The following is a 23,379-nucleotide window of genomic DNA, read 5'->3' on the forward strand; positions in this document are numbered from 1 at the left end:
TAGCTCAGGGCTTCGCGGGTTCGGAGGCAGGCGCCGAGGCGTCTGCGGCAGGGGGCTCGGCTGCGGGCGCGTCACCAAACGGGTTCTCACCCGTGCTGTCCGACTTTTGCAAATCGTCCACGGGTACCTCGATCTGGATCTTGTCGGTGTCGATCTTTTCTTCCTTGGGCAGGAAGACGGTGACGGTCTGCGGTACAAAGATCACGATGGCCACCAGGATCAGCTGCATCAGCACCCAGGGGATGGCGCCCATGTAGATGTCGTTCGACTGGATGGGCTTCTCGATGCGCTTTTCCTTGAACAGCGTATCGGCAATGCCGCGCAGATAGAACAGCGCGAAGCCAAACGGCGGGTGCATGAAGCTGGTCTGCATGTTCACGCACAGCAGCACGCCAAACCACACCAGGTCGATGCCCAGCTTGGCCGCCACCGGGCCCAGCATGGGCAGGATGATGAAGGCGATCTCGAAGAAGTCCAGGAAGAAGGCCAGGAAGAAGATGAACACGTTGACAGCGATCAGGAAGCCGATCTGTCCGCCCGGCAGGCCGGTCAGCATGTGTTCCACCCACTTGGCGCCGTCCACGCCCTGGAACACCATGGAGAACACACGTGCCCCGATCAAGATGAACACCACCATGGCCGTCAGCCGCATGGTGCTGACCATGGACTCCCAGATCAGCGGCAGCGTCAGCCGCCGGTGCAGAGCGGCCAGCAGCAGCGCGCCGACCACGCCCATGGCGCCGGCCTCGGTGGGCGTGGCAATGGCGGTATCAATACCCGGCAGGCCACCCATAGAGCCCAGCACGGCAAAGATCAGCACGGCCGAGGGGATGATGCCGCGCAGGCACTTGGCCCACAGCTTGGCGCCGCTCAGCGTACGGGCGGTCTTGGGAATGCCGGGAATGTCCTGCGGGCGGAATACGCCCAGCAAAAAGGTATAGCCGGCGAAGATCAGTACCTGCAGGATGGATGGGCCCCAGGCGCCACGGTACATATCGCCCACCGAACGGCCCAGTTGGTCGGCCATCACGATCAGCACCAGCGAAGGCGGCACCAGCTGGGTGATGGTGCCGGAGGCCGCCAGCACGCCGGTGGCATAGCGCATGTTGTAGCCGTAGCGGATCATCACGGGCAGCGAGATCAGCGCCATGGCAATTACCTGGCCGGCCACCGTGCCGGTGATGGCGCCGAGGATGAAGCCGACGATGATGACCGAATAGCCCAGGCCCCCCTTGACCGTGCCGAACAGCTGGCCCATGGAGTCCAGCATGTCTTCGGCCAGACCGCATTTCTCCAGCACGGCGCCCATGAAGGTGAAGAAGGGGATGGCCAGCAGCAGGTCGTTGCTCAGGATGCCGAAGATGTTGATCGGCAGGTTTTCCATGAACACCGCCGGGAACCAGCCCATCTGGATCGCAAACAGGCCCGAGGCCATGCCCAGCGCCGACAGCGAAAAGGCCACTGGGAAGCCGATCAGCATGATCAGCACCAGCCCACCGAACATCATCGGCGCGAAATTTTCCATCTGCATGTTGTATTCCGAAAAGCGTTAAATCTTGGAGGCTGGGGTGCTCACTGCACCGGCTTCTCGTAGTGCGTGTCCATCTCGAATTTGCCTTGCAGGTAGGCGATGCGTTTCACCACTTCCGACAGGCCCTGCAGAAACATCAGCGCGAAGCCCAGTGGCAACAGCATCATGGCGGGCCAGCGGATCAGGCCGCCGGCGTTGTTCGACATTTCGCCCGAGCGCAGCATGCCTATGAATAGCGGCCAGCTCAGCCAGGCGATGGTGGCCATCACCGGCAGCAGAAAGAACACCAGGCCAAACAGGTCCACATACACCGGGCCATGGCCCTTGAGCCGGCCGTAGAAGATGTCCACGCGTACATGCTCGTTCATCTTGAGCACCACCGGCGCACCCAGCATCACGGTGACGGCAAACATATACCACTGGATCTCCAGCCAACCGTTGGAGCTGATGTCCAGCCCATAGCGCACGAAGGCGTTGCCGGCAGAGATAAAGGCGGCGGCCAGCACCGCCCAGGCAGCCAGGCGGCCCATTTGCTGGCTGATCCAGTCCATGCCGAGGGCAAGCTTGAGTAATCCGGACATGGTGTCACTCCGATAGGGAAAAGAGGTGGGGCGCTGGCCCCATGGCCACGGCGATGGACGCCGCTTTTTGCAGCGCACGATGATAACTTTGTAACGTGCACCCGATGCCGCGGCAGGGTCCGGGTTTACGCCTAGACGTCGTTCAGGCTTACGGAAACGGCATTTGTTGTTTCTAAATGTAGGGCTTGGTCGTGCTATTTAAAAAATAGCTGCATATGCTTAGTTTGTAAGCGCTGTAAGCATTTTTAGATATTGCAGTCTGGGGTGTTTGGCGATGCAGCAGGGGTAATTTGTGCAGATTGCTTACCAAGTTGCGAGCCCGGTTTGCTTGCACACCGGCATTCTGGCCCCCATAACTCAAGATGCCCAGTTGCAGTACTGCTGCCTGGCCTTCAAGTGACTCACCCCAAAAGGAGCCAACACATGCATTTCCAACATTCAAAAGCACTTACTTTCGGCATGGAGCTGGAACTGCAGATCGTGGACGACGCCACCGGGCGTCTGTCCCCTAGCAGTGCCGCGCTCTGGCGCGAACTGGAAGTGCTGCCGGAGCATGAACGCTTCTCTCTGGAGGCGACCCAATCCACTATTGAAGTGACCACTTCGGTGCATGAAGATGCCGACACCATGGAGGACGAGGCGCGAGAACTGGTGCGTACCGTGAAGCAGATTGCCCGCCGCCAGAGTGCCGACCTGCGCGGTGGCGGCACGCACATCCTGCAATTCTGGAACGAGCACGAGTTCACCGAAACCGAACGAGCTGCCGAGCTGCATGCCAAGTATGGCTTCCTGCCCAAACGCTTCTCTACCTATGGCATGCACGTGCACATCGGTGTACCCGGCAAGGAGGAGGCCATCCAGCTCGCGAACGTGATGCAAAGCCTGTGCCCGCTGTTCATTGCCCTGTCTGCCGCCTCGCCATTCCAGCAGGGCGTGGACACCGGCTTTTGCGCGGCACGCCCGCTGGAGCCGTTGGTCTACCCCTACGGAGGTCCGATGCCGCGTTTGGATAACTGGGCCGCGTTTGAAAAAGTGGCCCAGGAAATCTTCGACTCCGGCCTGGCCAAAAGCCTGAAGGATATTTACTGGGACGTACGGCCCAAGCCCGAGTTCGGTACGGTGGAAGTCCGCGTGTTTGACACACCGCTGAGCGTGCGCAAGGCCGTGTCGCTGGCGGCCTTCACCCGCGCCTGTGCGGCCCTGGCCTTGCAGGGCGAGCTGGGCTATGCCGCCGCTCCGATTCCCTACAACACAGAGCGTGTCAGCCGTTTCATGGCTTGTCGTGACGGTATGGATGCCCACCTGTTCAACCCCGCAGTTGGCGAGTGGATGCCGGCGCGCAAGTGGTTTAACCGCTTGGTGGAACGCATGCTGCAACAACCCTTGTGCGACGCGGATGCGCGCAGAATCCGCAGCTTGCACAAGCTGATTGCCGAGGAGCAGGACTCCGACATCATGCGCGACACCTGGGGTGACATCGTCAACCGTTCGCCCGCCATGGCGCACTGGGTGCCCGGTCCGCGCGAGTACGCTTTCAACTCGCGCGAGCATTGCGCGCGGCTGCTGGCGTAAAGCTGGGGTCCGTCCGCCAGCGGGGCGTTACAAAGCCGGGTATTTGGGTGAATAATGGCCCATGTCCTCCACCCTGCCACGGGCCTTGCCGGGCTCTATCGATGCGCCGTCCATGCGCAGCGCGGGCCACGACCTGCTGTCGCTGGCGCTGATGGATGCGCGCAACCACACCCTGCATTTGCTGGACCAGTTTGAGTCGGCCCAGATGGGCTTGCCTCCCGGCCTGCAGCCGCGTTGGCTGGCCGGCCATATCGGCTGGATGGCCGAGGCCTGGCTGGGCCGCAATACCCAGCGCAGCCGTGGTACCGAATGCGCCTTCCAGCCCACCCGGCTGGCCTCTATCGAACCCCATGCCGACATCTGGTGGAACCAGGAGCAGATGGAGGGCCGTGGCGCCGCATTCGCGCCAGATTTGGCCACCACCAAGAACTTCTTGCTGCAAACGCTGGAGAGCACGCTGGAGCTGCTGGAGAAAACGCCCGATAACGACGCGGCGCTGTACTTCTACCGCCTGGCCCTGTTCCATGAAGACCTGCGTGGCGAGCAATTGATCACCCTGGCCCAGGTGCACGGCGTGCCGCTGCAACTGGCTCCGCCCGCGGGTATGGCCGCGCGGCCACCGCTGCAGCTGCCGGCCTGTCAGTGGCAGCTGGGTTCGCAGCCGGGGGGCTTTGTGTTTGACAACGAAAAATGGGCGCATGAGGTCGCGCTGCCTGCGTTTGAGATCGACGCCCAGCCGGTCAGCTGGGCCCAGTATGTGGAGTTTGTGGACGACGGCGGTTACGACAATTCCGCCTGGTGGCAGCCCGAGGCCTGGACATGGCTGCAGACCATGGACAAGAAAGAAGGCCGGCGCGCACCGCGCTATGTGGACCAGATTGGCGTGGCCAGCGGTGCCGTGCTGCAGAACCGGTTTGGCGTGCGCCTGCGCGCTGCGGGCCAACAGCCGGCCATGCATATGAGCTGGTGGGAGGCCGATGCCTGGTGCCGCTGGGCCGGGCGTCGACTGCCCAGCGAGGCAGAGTGGGAATATGCGGCCATCCATGCGGCCCGCAGGGGCTTCCACTGGGGTGATGTGCACGAATGGACGGCCAGCACCTTCCGGCCTTGGCCCGGCTTCAGTGCTGACCCGTGGATGGCCTATTCTGTGCCCTGGTTTGGTCACGCCAAGGTGATGCGGGGCGCGTCGTTCGCCACGCGTGCACGCATGAAGCACCCCAAGCACCGGGGGTTTGCCCTCCCTGGTGATGATGTGCGTTTTGTTGGTTTCCGCTCGTGTGCGGTTTGAGTGCTATATAAATAGTAGCTATCAGCGCTTAATTTATATGCGCTGGCGGCCATTTGTGTATATGTCATTAAGTGATGGGGTGATGCGCAACGCTATGCTGCGGCGGCGTCGCTATGGATTAGGATGGCCCCATCTTTTTACCGTTTGCCTGCCATGACCGAGCCCCGCCTCCATTACGTTTCTTGCCCCGGCCCCGCAGCCGTCCGCAGCGCACCTGACGCCAGCGGCCACCGCATGGCGTACTGGGAATGGGGCGACCCGACCAACCCCCATCTCGTGCTGTGCGTGCATGGGCTGACGCGCCAGGGCCGAGACTTCGACGTGCTGGCCCAGGCCTTGAGCCGTGGCGCCCGCGTGGTCTGCCCGGATATAGTGGGTCGCGGCCAAAGCGACTGGCTGCAAGACCCACAGGCCTACCAGATGCCCACTTACGCCGCCGACATGCTGGCGCTGCTGGCCCAGCTGCACCAGCAGTCACCAGTGCAGACCCTGGACTGGCTGGGCACCAGCATGGGCGGGCTGATCGGCATGGGGGTGCTGGGCACGCCCGGCCTGCCCTTGCCGGTACCGGTGCGCCGCCTGGTGCTGAACGACGTAGGCCCGGCGCTGGAATGGACGGCCCTGCAGCGCATCGGCACCTACCTGGGCAATACCGGCAGGTTCGAATCGCTGCAGCAGGCGGCCGATGCGATGTGGGCCATCTCGGCCAGCTTTGGGCCGCACACACCGGCCCAGTGGCTGGAGCTGTCGCGCCATATGGTTAAACCCCTGGTGCCGGGCGAGCCGGCGCTGACCCTGCACTATGACCCGGCGTTGGCCGAGTCGTTTCGCAGCTTCAGCGCTGCATCGGCGGCCGAGGGTGAGGCCGCGCTGTGGAAGCTGTACGACAACATCACGGCACAGACCTTGCTGCTGCGGGGAGCGCAGTCCGATTTATTGTCGGCCGTCACGGCCAAGGCCATGACCCAGCGCGGCCCGAAAGCGCGCCTGGTGGAGTTTGCGGGTGTTGGGCATGCACCGACCTTGATTGCCGATGCGCAGCTTGCCGAAGTCGTTGGTTTTTTACTTACCTGAGGACCAGCTAGGGATGAAAAGTGCACCGACTGTGCAAGCCACCGCGAGCCCGCCCGAAGAGCGCCTGGCAGATGTGGTGGCGGTTACTTCCGAGACCTTGCCCGAGCAGGTGAATGCGCTGGCGCGGGCTCGGGCTTTTGCCGAGCCGCTGATCTCCGGCGAGCTGCTGGACACCGGAGAGAACACGCTGGAGCACGCCGATGCCGTGGCCGCCATCCTGCGTTCGGTGGGCGGCTCCGAGGCCATGCAGGCGGCCAGCTACCTGGTCTATGCCTGCGTCCATCTGAATAAGCCGCAGGAGGTGATTGCCAAGGCCTTCGGTGCAAACTTCGCCGCGCTGGCGGTGGAGACCACCCAACTGATGCGGGTGCAGCGCCTGTCGCGCGGCTCCGACAGCGCCGCCAACCCGGCGGATGACCCGGCGGCGCAGACCGAAAATGTGCGCAAGATGCTGCTGGCCTTCTCGCGCGATCTGCGCGTGGTCATGTTGCGCCTGGCTTCGCGCCTGCAGACTTTGCGCTTTTGTGCAGCCAGCAAGACACCGGTATCGCCGCGCTTGGCGCGCGAGTCGCTACAGGTCTTCGCTCCGCTGGCCAACCGCCTGGGTATCTGGCAGATCAAGTGGGAGATGGAGGACCTGTCTTTCCGTTTCATCGAGCCCGATACCTACAAACAGGTGGCGCGCTTGCTGGACGAAAAGCGCGTGGAGCGCGAGGCCAACATGGAGCAACTGCGCTCCACCCTCGAGGCCGAGCTGATCGCCCAGGGTCTGCAGGCCACGGTGCAGGGCCGACCCAAGCACATCTATAGCATCGTCAAGAAGATGCGCGGCAAGTCGCTGGGCTTTGACCAGCTATTCGACATCCGTGCCCTGCGCGTGGTGGTACCCAGCGTGGACGATTGTTACGCCGTGCTGGGCTGGGTGCACAGCCGCTTTGTGCCCATGGCCGATGAGTTTGACGACTACATCGCCAAACCCAAGGGCAATGGCTACCAGTCGCTGCACACCGTGGTGCAGCAGATGGTGGACGGTGTGGCCTGTTTGCCGATTGAGATACAGATCCGTACCCAGGCCATGCACGAGCATGCCGAGTACGGAGTGGCCGCGCACTGGGCATACAAAGAGGCCGGTACCAAGGGCTATGCGGGCGTGTCCGCCAGCGGTGAATACGACGCCAAGATCGCCGTGCTGCGCCAACTGTTGGCCTGGGAGCGTGATCTGTCTGGCGCGGCGCCGAATGCTGGTGACGTGCATGTGCTGAGCGACCGTATCTATGTGTTGACGCCCGATGCTGCGGTGGTCGAGCTGCCTGCGGGCGCCACGGCGGTGGACTTTGCCTACAGCTTGCACACCAGCCTGGGGCATCGCTGCCGTGGTGCCAAGGTGGACGGCGTGCAAGTCCCCTTGAACACGCCCTTGCAAAACGGCCAGACCGTGGAGATCACGGCCGCCAAGGAAGGCGGCCCGTCGCGCGATTGGCTGAATGCCGAGCTGGGCTACTTGGTCAGCCACCGTGCCCGGGCCAAGGCCCGGGCCTGGTTCAATGCCATGGCCATCCACACCACCGTGGCGCGGGGCCGCGAGGCGGTGGAAAAGCTGCTGCAGCGCGAGGGCAAGACGGCCATCAAGCTGGATGATCTGGCTGCTCGCCTGGGCTTCAAGTCGGCCGACGATTTGTTCGAGGTGGTGGGCAAGGATGAGTTTTCGCTGCGCAGCATCGAGACCCTGCTGCGTCCGCCCGAGCCGGTGCTGCCGCAGGACGATTTCCTGCTGCTCAAAAAGTCCCGCAACACCGAGAGGTCACCCAAGGGCGGTGTGTTGGTGGTCGGCGTGGATTCGCTGATGACCCAGTTGGCCAAATGCTGCAAGCCCGCGCCGCCGGACCCGATTCTGGGTTTTGTCACGCGCGGCAAGGGCGTCAGTATCCACCGCGCCGACTGCAGCAATTTCCGCGAAATGTCTGCCCGCAATGGCGAACGCGTGATCCCGGTGGAGTGGGGCAGTGACAAGAAGGAGCATGCCGCGGTCTACCCGGTGGATGTGGCGGTGCAGGCTGCCGACCGCCAGGGTCTGCTGCGCGATATTTCCGAAGTCTTCACCAAGGAGAAGATGAATGTGATTGGCGTGCAGACCCAGTCTGTCAAGGGCACGGCATGGATGACGTTCACCGTGGAGGTAGCCGACGCGGCGCGGCTCAACAAGGTGTTGGGCGTGGTGTCAGAGGTTGTGGGCGTGCGCTCTGCACGACGCAAATAATGGCGACCGCAAGGAATCGTAAAAAACCCGTGCTATACTCGTGGTCTCGAATGCATCCTTAGGCGCGTAGCTCAGCTGGTTAGAGCACCACCTTGACATGGTGGGGGTCGTTGGTTCGAGTCCAATCGCGCCTACCAATAATTTGGTAGTAAAAAAGGCCTAGCTTAACCGCTAGGCCTTTTTTATTTGTGCCGCCGTAAATTGCGCGGTGCAGTCTGTTCAGGGTAATCCTTGACACTGATTGCGAGGTGGTTTTTTACAATATGTTGCGGTGCAGTACAGTGCACATAGCAACACCACCGACCACCAAGGACTGCAGTGCCGAGCAACCCTCCCGATAGCGACAAAACGGCGCATCGCGTCATCAAGAAATACCCCAACCGGCGTCTCTATGACACCGATACTTCTACCTATATCACGCTGGCAGAAGTCAAAAAGCTGGTGATGCAGCACGCGCCGGTGCAGGTGCGCGATGCCAAAACCGGTGAGGACCTGACACGCGCTATTTTTCTGCAGATCATTCTGGAAGAAGAGGCGGGTGGTGCGCCCTTGTTAACCGAGCAGGTGCTGGCCAACATCATTCGTTTTTACGGCAACACCATGCAGGGTTTTTTGGGGCCCTATTTGGAAAAAAATGTGCAAACCTTTATGGATTTGCAGTCCAAGATGGGCGAGCAGGCCAAGGGTGTCACCCCGGAGGCCTGGGCGCAGATGTTGAAAATGCCGTCTCCCGTGATGCAGGGCATGATGGGTGCTTACGTAGAGCAGTCCAAAAATATCTTCGTGCAGATGCAGGAGCAGATGCAGCGGCAAACCGAGCAAATGCTGGGCAGCTTTGGCTTGAAACCCTGAATTTCTCCGACGCGGCGACAATAGGGGGATGACTGAAGTAATTTCCCCCACCCACACACCCAAAGTTGGATTTGTCAGCCTGGGCTGCCCCAAGGCGCTGACGGACTCCGAGTTGATCCTCACCCAGCTGAGCGCCGAGGGTTACCAAACCTCCAAGACCTTCGAGGGTGCCGATCTGGTGATCGTCAACACCTGTGGCTTTATCGACGATGCCGTGAAGGAGAGTCTGGACACTATCGGCGAGGCCTTGGCTGCCAACGGCCGGGTGATCGTGACGGGTTGTTTGGGCGCCAAGGCAGGTGGTTCCGGTGGCAACTTGGTGCGTGAAATGCACCCCAGCGTGTTGGCCGTAACTGGGCCCCATGCCACGCAAGAAGTGATGGATGCCGTGCATGCCAATCTGCCCAAGCCGCACGACCCGTTTCTGGATCTGGTGCCCAATGCGTTCGGCAGCGCGGGCGTCAAGCTCACGCCCCGCCACTACGCATATTTGAAGATCAGCGAAGGCTGCAACCACCGTTGTACTTTTTGCATCATTCCGTCCATGCGTGGCGACCTGGTTTCGCGTTCGATTGGTGACGTGCTGAGCGATGCGAAAGCCTTGTTTGAAGGCGGCGTGAAGGAGTTGCTGGTGATCAGCCAGGACACTTCGGCCTATGGCGTGGATGTGAAATACCGTACCGGTTTCTGGGATGGCAAGCCGGTCAAGACCCGCATGTTGGAACTGGTGCAAACCTTGGCGGATATTGCTGAGCCCTATGGTGCCTGGGTGCGCTTGCACTATGTTTATCCGTACCCCAGCGTGGACGACATCCTGCCTTTGATGGCGACTGGTCGCGTGCTGCCCTATCTGGATGTGCCTTTGCAGCACAGCCATCCGGACGTGCTCAAGCGCATGAAACGCCCCGCCAGCGGTGAAAAGAATCTGGAGCGCATCCAGCGCTGGCGCGAGGTTTGTCCTGAGCTGGTCATTCGTAGTACTTTCATTGCTGGATTCCCGGGCGAGACGGAAGAAGAGTTTTCCCATTTGTTGGACTTCATGCGTGAAGCCCAGATTGACCGCGCGGGTTGTTTTGCGTATAGCCCGGTAGACGGCGCTGCGGCTAATGACATCCCTGGCATGCTGCCATTGGAGTTACGCGAAGAGCGTCGCGCGCGCTTCATGGCGGTGGCGGAAGAGGTCTCTGCGAACAAGCTGCTCAAGCGCGTCGGCAGCACCATGCAGGTACTGGTGGATTCGGCGCCGGGCCTTGGTAAAAAGGGTGGAGTCGGCCGAAGCTATGCAGATGCGCCAGAGATTGACGGTATTGTGCGTTTGCTGCCGCCCGAGAAGATCAGCAAGACCTTGAAGGTGGGTGAGTTCACCAAGGCGCGCATTGTGGGTACGCAAGGCCACGACCTGGTGGCACTACCTATCTAAGCTAAGTTCGATTTCCCCGCATTGCATATGCAGTGCGGGGGCAAAGGAGCAAAAAAAAAGCCGCTAACTTTTTAGCGGCTTTTTTTCGAGTAAGGTGTGGTGCCCAGAACCTGGACTCGAACCAGCACGCCTTGCGGCGCTGCGACCTGAACACAGTGCGTCTACCAATTTCGCCATCTGGGCCCACTAAACTCTAACCATCTGCAATTGGTAGCTTGCAGATTTTTAACCAGAAAAAAACCGCTAACTGATTAGCGGTTTTTGTTCGAGATAAGGTGTGGTGCCCAGAACTGGACTCGAACCAGCACGCCTTGCGGCGCTGCGACCTGAACACAGTGCGTCTACCAATTTCGCCATCTGGGCCCACGAGTTAAAGTATAACATGGGAAAAACAGCGTTTTTGACTCGCGGGCTGAAGGCTTGATGAAATCCGCTGTTTTTTCCACTGCCTGCCGCGCTCTGCTACCCTTTGGGCAAACCAGAAAGAGAGAATCCTTATCAAAACGACCAGTCATACCAGCGGCTTGCTGGACGAGATCGAAGGCACCATCCAGGGACACCGCGATGGACACGGGTTTGTACTGCGCGATGATGGTGAGTCGGATATCTATCTGCCCTCCAATGAAATGCGCGCCGTGCTGCACAAGGACAGGGTCAAGGCCCGTATCGTGCGCAGCGACCGCAAGGGTCGCCCCGAGGGTCGGGTTGTCGAGATCATTGAACGCCCGGTCCAACCCATCATTGGTCGCCTGCTGCAGGAAAGCGGCATTTGGCTGGTGGCTCCCGAAGACAAGCGTTATGGACAGGATGTATTGATCCCCAAGGCGGCCATTGGCAGCGCCAAGCCAGGCCAGGTGGTCGTGGTTGAACTCACTGAGCCGCCTGCATTGTTCGGCCAGCCGGTGGGTCGCGTCAAGGAAGTGCTGGGCGAGGTGGACGACCCCGGCATGGAGATCGAAATCGCAGTGCGCAAATACGACGTGCCGCATGTGTTCTCCGATGCGTGTATTGCCCTGGCGCGCACCTTGCCAGACAAGGTGCGGCCGCAAGACAAGAAGAATCGCGTCGATCTGACCGATGTGCCCCTGGTCACTATCGATGGCGAAGACGCCCGCGACTTCGACGACGCCGTGTACTGTGAACCGGCCAAGGTCGGGCGCAGCAAGGGCTGGCGTTTGCTGGTTGCGATTGCCGATGTCAGCAACTATGTGGAAACCGGCTCGGCTATCGACGTGGATGCGTATGACCGTGCAACAAGCGTGTATTTCCCACGCCGCGTCATTCCCATGTTGCCCGAGAAGCTGTCCAACGGCCTGTGTTCCCTGAACCCTGAGGTAGAACGCCTGTGCATGGTTTGCGACATGTTGGTGACGACCAAGGGGGAGGTGCACGCCTACCAGTTTTACCCTGCGGTGATGTACAGCCATGCGCGCTTCACTTATACCGAGGTGGCGGCCATTCTGGGCAATACCCGTGGCCCTGAGGCGCTGCGCCGCAAGGATCGTGTCAACGACCTGCTGAATCTGCACGATGTCTACCGGGCGCTGCTGGTGGCCCGCCAGGCGCGTGGTGCGGTGGACTTTGAAACCACCGAAACCCAGATCGTTTGCGATGAAAACGGCCGGATTGAGAAAATCGTGCCGCGTACCCGCAACGAGGCGCACAAGCTGATCGAAGAGGCCATGCTGGCTGCCAACGTCTGCAGCGCCGACTTCATCGCCCAGGGCAAGCACCCCGGTCTGTTCCGCGTGCACGAAGGCCCTACGCCCGAGAAGATCGAGATTCTGCGCAACTACCTGAAGGCTACTGGCGTCGGCATGTCGATCAGCGACGATCCCAAGCCGGGCGAGTTCCAAGCCATCGCGGCGGCCACCAAGGACCGGCCTGACGCCCAGCAAATCCATTCGATGCTGCTGCGCTCCATGCAGCAAGCCATCTACACGCCCAGCAACAGCGGGCACTTCGGCCTGGCATTTGACGCGTACACCCACTTCACTAGCCCCATCCGGCGCTACCCGGACCTGTTGGTGCACCGCGTGATCAAGGCGATCCTGGCGCACCGCAAGTACCAGCTGCCGACGCTGCCCACGCCGGGCGAAGCCCATGCCAAGCTGGCCAAGCGCCTGAGCAAGAACAACCACGCACGCCTCCAGGGCAAGGTGGCCGAGCCCGATCAGAAGCCCAAGAAAGTCAGCCCTGAAACCCTGGCCTGGCAGGCTGCCGGCCTGCATTGCAGCGCCAACGAGCGCCGCGCCGACGAGGCCAGCCGCGATGTGGAAGCCTGGCTCAAATGCAAGTACATGCGCGAGCATCTGGGCGAGGAGTTCGGCGGCGTGGTCACCTCGGCCACCGGTTTCGGCATCTTCGTCACCTTGGACGCCATGTACGTGGAAGGCCTGGTGCACATCACCGAGCTGGGTGGCGAATACTTCAAGTTCGACGAGGCCCGCCAGGAGCTGCGTGGCGAGCGTACTGGCATCCGTTATTCCATCGGCACGCGGGTGCAGGTCCAGGTCAGCCGCGTCGATCTGGACGGACGCAAGATCGACTTCCGCCTGATACGGGAAGGGGAAGATCTGGTGAACCGCGCCATGAAAGACAAGGGCGTGCAGCGCGAGGGCCCTAACCGCTCCAAATCCGAGGCTGCGCCTTCCAAGCGCTCTGGCCGTAAGGAGTCGCAGTCACGTGATCACGCGCCGCGCACGCCCGTGCAGGCAGCCAAGTCTGCGGCCAAGTCCTCGGGTTCGGCTTCCGCCAAGGGCGGTGCGGCCAAGAAGAAAACCCAGAAACCGCGTACCCGCAGATAGGCGAAGGAAGGCTATGGTTCACCATTCCAAAGTCGCCGTGGTGACCGGCGCCGGCAGCGGCATCGGCCGGGCTGTGGCCTTGGCCCTGCTGGCCGATGGCTACCGTGTCGCGCTCGCCGGGCGGCGCAGCGAAGCCTTGTTGGCTGTGCAGGCCGAATCCGGTGCCGCGCAGAATGCGCTGGTAGTGCCTACCGACGTGACCGATCCTGCGGCCGTCCAGGCCTTGTTCGAGGCCACGGTGCAGACTTTTGGCCGCGTCGATCTGTTGTTCAACAATGCCGGCACCAGTGCGCCAGGCGTGTTGCTGGAAGACCTGAGCCTGGCACAGTGGCAGGGCGTGGTGGATGTGAACTTCACCGGCATGTTTTTGTGCATACAGCAGGCCTTCCGGGTGATGAAGGCGCAGACACCGCGCGGCGGGCGCATCATCAACAACGGCTCCATCTCCAGCACCACGCCGCGGCCGAATTCGATTGCCTACACCGCCACCAAGCACGCGGTACGCGGCATGACCAAGTCGGCCGCGCTGGACGGGCGTAAATACGATATTGCGGTGGGCCAGATCGACATCGGTAACGCCGCCACCAATATGACCCAGCGCATGACCACCGGCATCTTGCAAGCCCATGGCGAGATGGTGGTGGAGCCGGTGATGGACGTCAACATCGTCGGTAAGTCGGTGCTCTATATGGACAGCCTGCCGCTTGATGCCAATGTGCTGTTCCACACCGTGATGGCGACCAAGATGCCGTTCGTGGGCCGGGGCTAGGCCGCTTTTACTCTGTCGTATTGTGCCGGGCGGCTAGAACTGCGCCAATGCGCTGGCCGTTAAAGGCTTGCCCTCGGGCCAGCGGTCTGCTGCCAGTCCGTGGGCATAGACCGCGTCACAGGCCGCATCCATGGCGTACTGGCCCGCCGCCAGCCGTGCGCCCACCATGCCTGCCAGCACGTCCCCCGTTCCCGCAGTGGCCAGCCGGGCGTTGCCCGTGGGGTTGATGGCCGGTGTTCGCAGTGGGGCCGCGATTACTGTGCCCGAACCTTTCAGCACGGCCACGCAGGCAAAGCGGTCGGCCAGTTGTTGGGCGGCGGCCAGGCGGTCGGCCTGGATCTGCAGCGTGGTGCAGCCCAGCAGGCGTGCGGCCTCCAGGGGGTGCGGCGTCAGCACCGTGGGCAGGCCTTGGGCCGCGCGGTGGCGCAGCAGGGCTTGCAGGGCGGTGTCGCTGGCGATGGCGTTCAGGGCGTCGGCGTCCAGCACCAGGCGGGCAGCTTCGCCCAGCACGCGCGGCAGCAAGGGGCGCACGGCCTCGCCGCCGCCACATCCGCAGACCAGGGCCAGTGCATGCAGTTTGAGCGCGCCCGGGGCGCGGAACATCAGCTCGGGCTGCTGTGGGTGGACCTGCATGCTGCCGCCGTCCAACAAGCCGACGAAGACCCGGCCCGCGCCGTGGTGCAGGGCGGCCGTGGCCGCCAGTAGCGCGGCACCGGTCATGCCGGGCGCGCCGCCGATAACGGCCACGTCGCCGTAGCTGCCCTTGTGGCTGGCGTGGCTGCGCTGTGGGGGCTGCGGCGCACCCAGCAGCCGGGCGCTGGCCGCGATACCGGGCGTGACGCCCAGTGCGTCCAGCCAGACCTGGCCTGCGCTGTCCCGGCCATGGGCGGTGAACAAACCGGGTTTGAGCGTCAGCAGGCTGAGTGTGTGGTCTGCATAAATGATGGCTGCAGCGCTTGTTTCATCTGCGCGGGCAGCTACTGAATTTGTAGCAAGTGCGCCGGTGTCTGTTTGCAGGCCGGTGGGTAGGTCCACTGCCAGCGTGGGGGCAGGGCTGGCGTTCATGGTGACGATCCAGCTGGCCATGCTACCGCTGGGGGCACGGCTTTGGCCCAGGCCGAGCAGGGCGTCTATGCACAGGTCCTGGGCGTCCAGGTCGGTGGGTGGGGTGTCGGCAAATTGCACGCCGGCCGCCCGGGCGCGCCCCAGGGCGGCCAGGGTGTCGCTGGAGGCTCGGGCTTCCTGTCCCAACCAAGTCACCACGACCTGGACGCCGTGCTGTTGTAGCTGGGCCGCGGCTTCCAGGCCGTCGCCGCCGTTGTTGCCGGGGCCGCAGGCGATCCAGATGCGGCGTGCATGCGGTGCCAGGGCGCGGGCCAGACGGGCCACGGCCAGGCCGGCGCGGGGCATCAAGGTGTTGTCGGGCAGGCCGGCCAAGGCGGCCTCTTCGATGCGGCGCGAGGCGGCGGTATCGAACAGGGGCTGCGATTGGTCGGCGTTGATGCGTTGCATACTCAGTTCCTCAGGCGTTCCAGGCCCAGGCCTTCCATGTCGATGGCCGGGCTGTGGCCGGCTACTAGGTCAGCCGTGGCGCGGGCACTGCCGCAGGCCAGGGCCCAGCCGCTGGAGCCGTGGCCCAGGTTGAGCCAGACGCCGGGCAGGCCGCTGGCACCGATCAGGGGTGGGCCGTCGGGCAGCATAGCGCGGGCGCCTTTCCATATCTGCACATTGCTGGCCAGCTGGGCCGCACCGGGGAACCAGTCGTGCAGCACTTTGTACAGGGTGGCGATGGCGGCGGGGTTCTTGGTGTCGGACTGGCCGCCGAGCTCGGCGCTGCCGGCCACGCGCACGCGCTGGCCCATGCGTGAGATGGCGACTTTGTAGTGTTCGTCCATCACGGCGCTGACGGGGGCGTTCAGCGGCTCGCGGATATTGGCGGTGAGCGAATAGCCGTACACCGCCGCCAGCGGTATGTGCAGACCCAGCGGCTTGAGCAGGGCGGCCGAGGCCATGCCGGCGCACACCACCACGGCATCGAAGCGCCGGGGCGTGGTCTCGTTTGCTATGGAAACCGTAGCTGCTGGCGCAGGATTTATCTGCGCTACCGTGCGATTGAACTCAAATTTTGCACCCAGCTGCTGGGCCGCGGCCTTGAGCAGCATGGTGAATTGGCGGCAGTTGCCCACCTCGTCGTCCGGCAGGTGGATGGCACCGAAGAAGTCGGTCTCGGCGCACAGCGCGGGCTCGATGCTGCGTGCCGCCGCCACGTCGATCTGCTGGAAGCGTACACCCGCATCGCGCAGCAGCTGCAGGCCGGGTTCGGCCATGGCGGCGTCCTGCGCCGTACGCAGCAGCACCATATAGCCGTCGCTGCGGTCGTATTCCAGGTGCAGCGTGTGGGCCAGCGCGTGCAGGCGTTCGCGGCTGTAGAAGGCCAGGCGCTGCAGGCGGCTGCGGTTGGCCAGGTAGATGTCGAGCTTGCAGGCGCGACGCCACTTCCACATCCAGGCCAAGTCGCCGGTGGACAGGCGCAGACCCAGCTGCAGCGGGGCGTGGCGCTGGAACAGACTTTTGAACATCTTGCCCGGCATGCCTGGGGCCGCCCAGGGGGTGACGTAGCCGGGCGCGATGATGCCGGCGTTGGCAAAGCTGGTTTCTTCGGCGGCGGCGCTGCGGCGTTCGAAAACGGTGACTTCGTGGCCGTCGGCGGCCAACTCATAGGCTGTGCTGACGCCGATGACTCCGGCGCCAATGATGGCAACTTTCATGCGGAAAACATCCGCATCTTCACGACATGCATGGGGACCTTGTTTTTATAAGAAAAGTGGCTCTTGCGCAGGTATCGTCTGCGCAGGTAGCTATTAAAACTGTAGTGCTTGCTCGGCCTGCAATGCCAGGCTGAGCAGGGCATCATCGCGCATCGCGGTACTCCACAGCATCAGGCCGGTTGGTAGTTCATCGCGCGTATGGCAGGGCAGGGAGATGGCGCAGCCGTCCAGCATGTTCACCACGCTGGTATTGCGCAACAACAGGCCGTTGGCGTGGAAGAAGGCGTCGTCGCGCGCCGTGCCCGGTGCCATATGCGAGATGGGTGGCGCCACGATGGGCACGGTGGGCGAGACCACGGCGTCGAAGCCGCGCAAGGCGGCCTCCATCTGTGTGATCCAGGCGGCGCGTGCCTCTACCAGCTCGAAATACTCGAAGGCCCGCATCTGCGCACCGCGTTCTATGCGCACCAGTACCCGGGGGTCGTAGGCGGCGCGCGTGAGCGGGCCACGGCCCAGCAGAGGGCGGTGCCACATATACGACTCTACCGCCGAGAAGCCACCGGTTTGCTGGATGCGGGCCAACTCGTTGACTGGCTCCAGAGGGAGCTCCACCAGTGTGGCGCCGGTATCACGCAGGCGCTGCAGCGCGCGCTCGAAGGCGCGGGCCACGGTGGAGTCCAGGTTGTCCAGCAGAATGTTGTTGGCCACGGCAATGCGGTATTGCGACAGCGGTGCGTCGCTGAGCGCCACGCTGCGCTGGGCCAGGATTTCATGGGCCAGCACGGCGTCACGCGTGCTGCGGGTCAGCGCGCAGACCGTGTCCAGCGTACTGGACAAGGGGATGGCGCCGGTCGTAGGTACCAGCCGGGTCGTGCTTTTGAAGCCCACGATGCCGTTCAGCGCGGCCGGGATGCGGATCGAGCCGCCGGTGTCCGAGCCCAGCCCGATGAAAGCCGCACCGGTGGCCACCGACACCGCAGCGCCCGACGATGAGCCGCCCGGCACCCGCGCCACGGGGCCTACGGTACGGGCGCCCGCAGGCTGGTTGTAGCGGCCATCCCAGGCGGCCGGTGTGTCGAAGTGCGGGTTGGTACCCACGCCGGAAAAAGCGAACTCCACCATGTGGGTGCGGCCCAGGATGGCGCCGCCAGCGGCCTGCAGGCGCGCCACGGCGGGGCTGTCGGCTGCGGCAGCGGGTCGGTCGGCCAGCACCGTGGAGCCGGCGCTGCTGACTTCGCCAGCCACATCGAACAGGTCTTTGACCGACACCGCCAGGCCGGCCAGCGGTGTTTCTATGATGCGGGGCTGTGCGGCCACGCTGCGGGCGGTATCAAAGCGGGTATGCAGAAAAGCGCTTTTGCATGCATCCGACTGGGCGATGGCGATCGACCGTTCCAGCTCTTCCAGGGGGGTGGACTGCTGCGATTGCAGCTTCAGGCGGGTGGCGACAAGGTCTGTAAACATGGTGTGGCGTGGAGCGTGCTACACTCCTTGGGTTTTGCTGATCGGTCAGAATTGTTTGACTGTTGCAGTAAAACTAATCGCAAACCAGTCCATTCAAGGTGTTGCGCTGACTTTGAGTATCTCAAAACAGTTGCAAATCGGACTGAATTTTAGACACAACCTTACGGAGAACTCCATGTCTGTCACCATGCGCGAAATGTTAGAAGCCGGCGTCCATTTTGGTCACCAAACCCGCTTCTGGAACCCCAAGATGGCCCCGTTCATCTTCGGTCACCGCAACAAAATTCACATCATCAACCTGGAAAAATCGCTGCCGATGTTCCAGGACGCGGCCAAGTTCGCTAAGCAACTGACCGCCAACCGTGGCACCATCCTGATGGTCGGCACCAAGCGCCAAGCCCGCGAAATTGTCGCCGGTGAAGCAGCCCGTGCTGGCGTGCCTTTCGTTGACCAACGCTGGTTGGGCGGCATGCTGACCAACTTCAAGACGGTCAAGACCTCGATCAAGCGTCTGAAGGACATGAAGATCCAGCAAGAAGCCGGTTTGGACAGCATGAGCAAGAAAGAACAGCTGATGTTTGCCCGCGAAATGGCCAAGCTGGAAAAAGACATCGGTGGCATCCAGGACATGACCACCCTGCCAGACGCGATCTTCGTGATCGACGTTGGCTACCACAAGATTGCCATCGCTGAAGCCCGCAAGCTGGGCATTCCGCTGATCGGCGTGGTCGATACCAACCACTCGCCCGAAGGCATTGACTACGTAATCCCAGGCAACGATGACTCCTCCAAGGCTGTCACTTTGTACGCCCGTGGTATCGCTGACGCCATCATCGAAGGCCGTAACAACGCCGCCAGCGATGTGGTCAAGGCCGTGGCTGCTGAAACTGCCGACGAATTCGTGGAAGTGAGCGAAGCCGCTGCCTAAGCGCTTCTCCATTGCGCGGTTCGCCGCCATGAAAGAGGGGCGCAAGCCCCCTTTTTTTTACTAATTTTTTTGATTTAAGACGGAGAGAAATATGGCTGCAATTACCGCAAGCATGGTCGCTGAACTGCGTGGCAAGACCGATGCTCCCATGATGGAATGCAAGAAGGCCCTGACCGAAGCCGAAGGCGACATGGCCAAGGCTGAAGAACTGCTGCGCGTCAAGCTCGGCAGCAAGGCTGGCAAGGCCGCATCGCGCGTGACCGCTGAAGGCGTGGTGACCAGCTACTTCGAAGGCACCGGATCGGCATCTGTGGGCGCTCTGCTGGAAGTGAACTGCGAAACCGACTTCGTGACCAAGAACGACAGCTTCCTGGCTCTGGCCCAAGGTGCGGTGCAATTGATCGCCAAGCACAACCCAGCCGATGTGGCTGCCCTGAGCGCCCTGGCTTACGAGCAAGACGGTTTCGGCCCCACGCTGGAAGATGTGCGCAAGGGTCTGATCGGCAAGATCGGCGAAAACATGACCTTCCGCCGCTTCAAGCAATTCTCCGGCTCCAAGCTGGCGGGTTACCTGCACGGCACGCGCATCGGCGTGGTGGTTGAGTTCGAAGGCGACGAAGTGGCGGCCAAGGATGTCGCGATGCACATCGCCGCCATGAAGCCCGTGGCCCTGACCAGCGCTGACGTGCCTGCAGACCTGATCGCTAAAGAGCGTTCCGTGGCAGCAGCCAAGGCTGCTGAGGACGCTGCTGTGGCAGTGGCCGCCGGCAAGCCTGTGCAGTCCGACGAAATCGTTGCCAAGCGCATCGAAGGCGGCGTGCAGAAGTACCTGAAGGAAGTCTCGTTGTTCAACCAGAGCTTCGTTAAGAACGACAAGCAAACTGTGGAGCAAATGCTCAAGGCGGCTTCGACCAATGTCAAATCATTCACCCTGTACGTGGTGGGTGAAGGCATTGAAAAGAAAGTTGACGACTTTGCTGCCGAAGTAGCGGCGCAAGTGGCTGCGGCCAAGGCTACGGCCTAAGTCCTGTTCCAGACATCTACGCGAAACACTTTGCCCCTACCATTTTTCATCCAACCATCCAAGGAGTTTCCATGACCCAAGCCCAACCAGCCTACAAGCGTATCTTGCTCAAGCTGTCGGGGGAGGCACTCATGGGAGACGACCAATTCGGTATTAACCGTGACACCATCGTGCGTATGGTGGAAGAGGTCGCCGAAGTCACCCGCTTGGGTGTGGAGGTTGCGGTGGTGATTGGTGGTGGCAATATTTTCCGTGGTGTCGCGGGCGGCTCGGTCGGTATGGACCGCGCCACCGCCGATTACATGGGCATGTTGGCCACGGTGATGAACGCATTGGCATTGGCCGATGCGATGAACAAGGCCGGCCTGACAGCGCGTGTGATGTCTGCCATCGCCATCGACCAGGTGGTCGAGCCCTATGTGCGGCCCAAGGCCTTGCAGTACCTGGAAGAGGGCAAGGTCGTGGTGTTTGCCGCCGGTACTGGCAACCCATTTTTCACCACCGATACGGCTGCAGCTTTGCGCGGCGCGGAGATCGGTGCGCAGGTGGTGCTCAAGGCCACCAAGGTGGACGGTGTGTACACCGCCGACCCCAAGAAAGACCCCTCGGCAACCCGTTACGCCAGCCTGTCCTTCGATGAAGCCATGTCGCAAAACCTGGGCATCATGGACGCAACGGCCTTTGCCTTGTGCCGTGACCAGAAGTTGCCGATCAAGGTGTTTTCCATCTTCAAGCACGGCGCGCTCAAGCGTGTGGTGATGGGTGAAGATGAGGGCACCCTGGTCCATGCCTGACCCTGTGTGCAGGCCCCTGAGGAGAAAAGCATGACTATCGCCGACGTTAAAACCAATCTGCAAGCCAAGATGGACCAGTCCATCGTGGCCTTCAAGAACAACCTGGCCAAGATCCGTACGGGTCGCGCCAATCCCGCTTTGCTGGATACCGTGCAAGTGGAGTATTACGGCTCCATGGTGCCTATCAGCCAGGTCGCCAATGTGTCGCTGATCGATTCGCGCACCATCGGCGTTCAGCCCTGGGAAAAGAACATGGCGTCCAAGGTCGAAAAGGCCATCCGTGACAGCCATCTGGGTTTGAACCCCGCTTCGTTGGGTGACCTGATCCGCGTGCCCATGCCGGCCATGAGCGAAGAGCGCCGCAAGGAACTCACCAAGCTGGCACGCACCGAAGGTGAAAGCGCCAAGATCGTGGTGCGCAGTGTGCGCCGCGATGCCAACGAAGCCGTGAAGAAGCTGGTCAAGGACAAGCTTGCCTCCGAAGACGACCAGAAGCGCGCTGAAGCCGATGTGCAAAAGATCACCGACCGCCACATCGCCGAAATTGACCAACTGGTGGTTGCCAAAGAGCAGGACATCATGGCCGTCTAGCATGTGGAGCATCCCCGGTCTTTATGCAGTCGGTTCCACGGTGTTTTTGACAGGGGTTGATTTTTAACATGGCTACTTCTTTATCTTCGGTTCCCGGCCATATCGCCATCGTCATGGATGGCAATGGCCGCTGGGCCACGCGGCGCTTCATGCCGCGCATTGCCGGTCACCACCAGGGTGTGGATTCTTTGCGTCGCTGCGTGCAGGCTTGCCTGGACCGTGGTGTCGGCGTGCTGACCGTGTTTGCGTTTTCCTCCGAGAACTGGGACCGTCCGGCAGAAGAGGTTTCGGGGTTGATGTCCTTGATGGTTGGTGTGCTGGCCAAGGAAGTCGCCAAGCTCAAGGCCAATGGTGTGCAGTTGCACTTCGTGGGCGACCTTGGCGCCTTGTCGGAAAAGGTCCGCAATGGCCTGCTGGAAGCCGAGAAGGCGACGGCCGACAACACCCGGCTGGTGCTCAACATCTGTTTCAACTACGGTGGTCGCTGGGATATTGCTCAGGCCGCGCGCAAACTTGCTGCAGCGGGCGAGGCCATCACCGAGAAAAGTCTGGACCGCGCCATGGCCCTGGCGCATTCGCCGGACCCGGATCTGCTGATACGCACCGGCGGTGAGTTCCGCATCAGCAACTTCCTGATCTGGCAGGCCGCATATTCCGAGCTGGTCTTCAGCGACAAGCTGTGGCCCGAATTCGATGAAGCCGCGCTGGACGAGGCGATTGCCGTTTACAGCCGCCGTGAACGCCGCTTTGGCAAAACCTCGGAGCAGGTGGCTACGGCCACCTGATCACCTTCCATGCTGCTGCAACGTGTCATCACGGCCATCGTTCTGTTGGCGATTCTTTTGCCTGCGCTGTTTTATCCAGCACCCGAGCCGCTGTGTCTGCTGGCCGTTGTTGCGATAGTCGCAGCCGCCTGGGAGTGGGGTCGCATGAATGGCTTGAGCCAGGCCAAATCTTTGGGCTTGGGCCTGCTGATGGCACTGGCCTGCGCCGTGTCCTGGTTGATGGGTTTGCTGACCGCGCATACGCCGATGCTGTGGACCGTGGTCGGTGCAGCCTGGGTGCTGGTGGGTGCCTGGCTGCTGCGTGGCGGCGTGGATGGGTGGGGACGCATCCCTGGCGTCGTGCGTGGCACGGTGGGGTTTGCCGCCCTGTGGGCCGCTTGGCTGGCTATGTGCCAAGCCCGCGTGGTGGGCATTAACTTTCTGCTGTCGGCGCTGGTGCTGGTTTGGGTGGCCGACATCTTTGCCTACTTTGCAGGGCGTGCCTTCGGCACCAAATTTTTCAAGAACAAACTGGCTCCCGCCATCAGCCCCGGCAAGAGTTGGGAAGGTGTGTGCGGTGGTATGTTGGGGGTTGTGGTGTTGGCGTTTGCCTGGGTGGCCGCCGATAGTGCGAACCACGCCACGGTGGCCAGTCTGTACACCCGCCTGGCAGAGCGCAGCAATGTGCTGTTGCTGTTGGCGGCCTTGTTCCTTGCCGCCATGAGTGTGGCGGGGGATTTGATCGAGTCTCTGGTCAAGCGCAGCGCCGGTGTGAAAGACAGCAGTGGTTTGTTGCCCGGTCACGGCGGTGTGCTGGACCGGGTGGATGCCTTGCTGCCAATCCTGCCGCTGGTGATGATGTTGGCCTCCGCTGTAGGCTAATGAACCCATGAAG

Annotated in this window: 19 protein-coding genes and 3 tRNA genes; 15 read left to right on the forward strand and 7 right to left on the reverse strand. The window is 62.0% G+C overall.

Going from position 1 to position 23,379, the window contains the following annotated elements; translation table 11 throughout:
- Window positions 1-4: 4 nt before the first annotated feature.
- Both AC07VY_RS00775 and AC07VY_RS00780 read right to left on the reverse strand, forming a co-directional pair.
- Window positions 5-1,531 (reverse strand): TRAP transporter large permease, encoded by a 1,527-nt coding sequence (locus AC07VY_RS00775; protein WP_495095955.1) that lies wholly within the window; start codon window positions 1,529-1,531, stop codon window positions 5-7.
- Window positions 1,532-1,572: 41 nt separating this feature from the next.
- Window positions 1,573-2,112 (reverse strand): TRAP transporter small permease subunit, encoded by a 540-nt coding sequence (locus tag AC07VY_RS00780; RefSeq protein ID WP_495095954.1) that lies wholly within the window; start codon window positions 2,110-2,112, stop codon window positions 1,573-1,575.
- 423 nt (window positions 2,113-2,535) lie between these two features.
- On the opposite strand from AC07VY_RS00780, the gene AC07VY_RS00785 reads away from it, so the two are divergent.
- From AC07VY_RS00785 to rimO, 7 genes are all read left to right on the forward strand, one after another.
- The gene (locus tag AC07VY_RS00785) at window positions 2,536-3,684 is read left to right on the forward strand and encodes a carboxylate-amine ligase (protein ID WP_495095953.1); all 1,149 of its coding nucleotides are present in this window, start codon (window positions 2,536-2,538) and stop codon (window positions 3,682-3,684) included.
- 61 nt (window positions 3,685-3,745) lie between these two features.
- Window positions 3,746-4,972: an SUMF1/EgtB/PvdO family nonheme iron enzyme gene (locus AC07VY_RS00790; RefSeq protein ID WP_495077246.1), complete on the forward strand. Its 1,227-nt coding sequence runs from the start codon at window positions 3,746-3,748 to the stop codon at window positions 4,970-4,972.
- A gap of 153 nt (window positions 4,973-5,125) precedes the next feature.
- The gene (locus AC07VY_RS00795) at window positions 5,126-6,046 is read left to right on the forward strand and encodes an alpha/beta fold hydrolase (RefSeq protein ID WP_495095952.1); all 921 of its coding nucleotides are present in this window, start codon (window positions 5,126-5,128) and stop codon (window positions 6,044-6,046) included.
- A 13-nt stretch (window positions 6,047-6,059) separates the two neighbouring features.
- A complete protein-coding gene (locus AC07VY_RS00800; protein ID WP_495077248.1) occupies window positions 6,060-8,303 on the forward strand; it encodes a RelA/SpoT family protein in 2,244 nt (747 codons plus the stop codon).
- Window positions 8,304-8,363: 60 nt separating this feature from the next.
- A tRNA-Val gene (locus AC07VY_RS00805) sits at window positions 8,364-8,440 on the forward strand.
- Between the two features lie 181 nt (window positions 8,441-8,621).
- Entirely contained in the window at window positions 8,622-9,155 is a 534-nt protein-coding gene (gene phaR / locus AC07VY_RS00810) for a polyhydroxyalkanoate synthesis repressor PhaR (RefSeq protein ID WP_495077249.1), read from the forward strand.
- Window positions 9,156-9,183: 28 nt separating this feature from the next.
- A complete protein-coding gene (gene rimO, locus AC07VY_RS00815) occupies window positions 9,184-10,575 on the forward strand; it encodes a 30S ribosomal protein S12 methylthiotransferase RimO (RefSeq protein ID WP_495095951.1) in 1,392 nt (463 codons plus the stop codon).
- Between the two features lie 97 nt (window positions 10,576-10,672).
- On the opposite strand, the gene AC07VY_RS00820 is transcribed toward rimO, so the two are convergent.
- Window positions 10,673-10,758, reverse strand: a tRNA-Leu gene (locus AC07VY_RS00820).
- Window positions 10,759-10,853: 95 nt separating this feature from the next.
- Window positions 10,854-10,938, reverse strand: a tRNA-Leu gene (locus AC07VY_RS00825).
- Between the two features lie 161 nt (window positions 10,939-11,099).
- On the opposite strand from AC07VY_RS00825, the gene rnr reads away from it, so the two are divergent.
- Both rnr and AC07VY_RS00835 read left to right on the forward strand, forming a co-directional pair.
- Window positions 11,100-13,382 (forward strand): ribonuclease R, encoded by a 2,283-nt coding sequence (rnr, locus tag AC07VY_RS00830; RefSeq protein WP_495095950.1) that lies wholly within the window; start codon window positions 11,100-11,102, stop codon window positions 13,380-13,382.
- A gap of 13 nt (window positions 13,383-13,395) precedes the next feature.
- Window positions 13,396-14,151 carry an SDR family oxidoreductase gene (locus tag AC07VY_RS00835; RefSeq protein WP_495095949.1) on the forward strand — a complete coding sequence of 252 codons (756 nt, stop codon included), beginning with the start codon at window positions 13,396-13,398 and terminating at the stop codon, window positions 14,149-14,151.
- 33 nt (window positions 14,152-14,184) lie between these two features.
- On the opposite strand, the gene AC07VY_RS00840 is transcribed toward AC07VY_RS00835, so the two are convergent.
- The 3 genes from AC07VY_RS00840 to AC07VY_RS00850 form a co-directional block, all read right to left on the reverse strand.
- Window positions 14,185-15,663, reverse strand: coding sequence for an NAD(P)H-hydrate dehydratase (locus tag AC07VY_RS00840; RefSeq protein ID WP_495095948.1), 1,479 nt, complete (start codon window positions 15,661-15,663; stop codon window positions 14,185-14,187).
- A gap of 2 nt (window positions 15,664-15,665) precedes the next feature.
- A complete protein-coding gene (locus AC07VY_RS00845) occupies window positions 15,666-16,919 on the reverse strand; it encodes a D-amino acid dehydrogenase (protein ID WP_495095947.1) in 1,254 nt (417 codons plus the stop codon).
- A 93-nt stretch (window positions 16,920-17,012) separates the two neighbouring features.
- Window positions 17,013-18,383, reverse strand: a complete 1,371-nt coding sequence (locus tag AC07VY_RS00850) for an amidase (RefSeq protein WP_495095946.1) — start codon at window positions 18,381-18,383, stop codon at window positions 17,013-17,015.
- Between the two features lie 175 nt (window positions 18,384-18,558).
- Here AC07VY_RS00850 and rpsB point away from each other — a divergent pair, with 175 nt between their 5' ends.
- The 6 genes from rpsB (at window position 18,559) to AC07VY_RS00880 (ending at window position 23,366) form a co-directional block, all read left to right on the forward strand.
- Entirely contained in the window at window positions 18,559-19,311 is a 753-nt protein-coding gene (gene rpsB / locus AC07VY_RS00855) for a 30S ribosomal protein S2 (protein ID WP_490592642.1), read from the forward strand.
- 91 nt (window positions 19,312-19,402) lie between these two features.
- Window positions 19,403-20,335, forward strand: coding sequence for a translation elongation factor Ts (gene tsf / locus AC07VY_RS00860; protein ID WP_495077256.1), 933 nt, complete (start codon window positions 19,403-19,405; stop codon window positions 20,333-20,335).
- 71 nt (window positions 20,336-20,406) lie between these two features.
- Window positions 20,407-21,129 carry a UMP kinase gene (gene pyrH / locus AC07VY_RS00865; RefSeq protein ID WP_490592644.1) on the forward strand — a complete coding sequence of 241 codons (723 nt, stop codon included), beginning with the start codon at window positions 20,407-20,409 and terminating at the stop codon, window positions 21,127-21,129.
- A 30-nt stretch (window positions 21,130-21,159) separates the two neighbouring features.
- Window positions 21,160-21,720 carry a ribosome recycling factor gene (gene frr, locus AC07VY_RS00870; RefSeq protein WP_495077257.1) on the forward strand — a complete coding sequence of 187 codons (561 nt, stop codon included), beginning with the start codon at window positions 21,160-21,162 and terminating at the stop codon, window positions 21,718-21,720.
- A 68-nt stretch (window positions 21,721-21,788) separates the two neighbouring features.
- Window positions 21,789-22,505: a polyprenyl diphosphate synthase gene (gene uppS / locus AC07VY_RS00875; RefSeq protein ID WP_495077258.1), complete on the forward strand. Its 717-nt coding sequence runs from the start codon at window positions 21,789-21,791 to the stop codon at window positions 22,503-22,505.
- Window positions 22,506-22,514: 9 nt separating this feature from the next.
- Complete coding sequence (locus AC07VY_RS00880; protein ID WP_495095945.1) at window positions 22,515-23,366, forward strand: phosphatidate cytidylyltransferase; 852 nt, start codon at window positions 22,515-22,517, stop codon at window positions 23,364-23,366.
- Window positions 23,367-23,379 lie beyond the last annotated feature (13 nt).

This window comes from Rhodoferax sp. GW821-FHT02C08, from assembly GCF_059421805.1.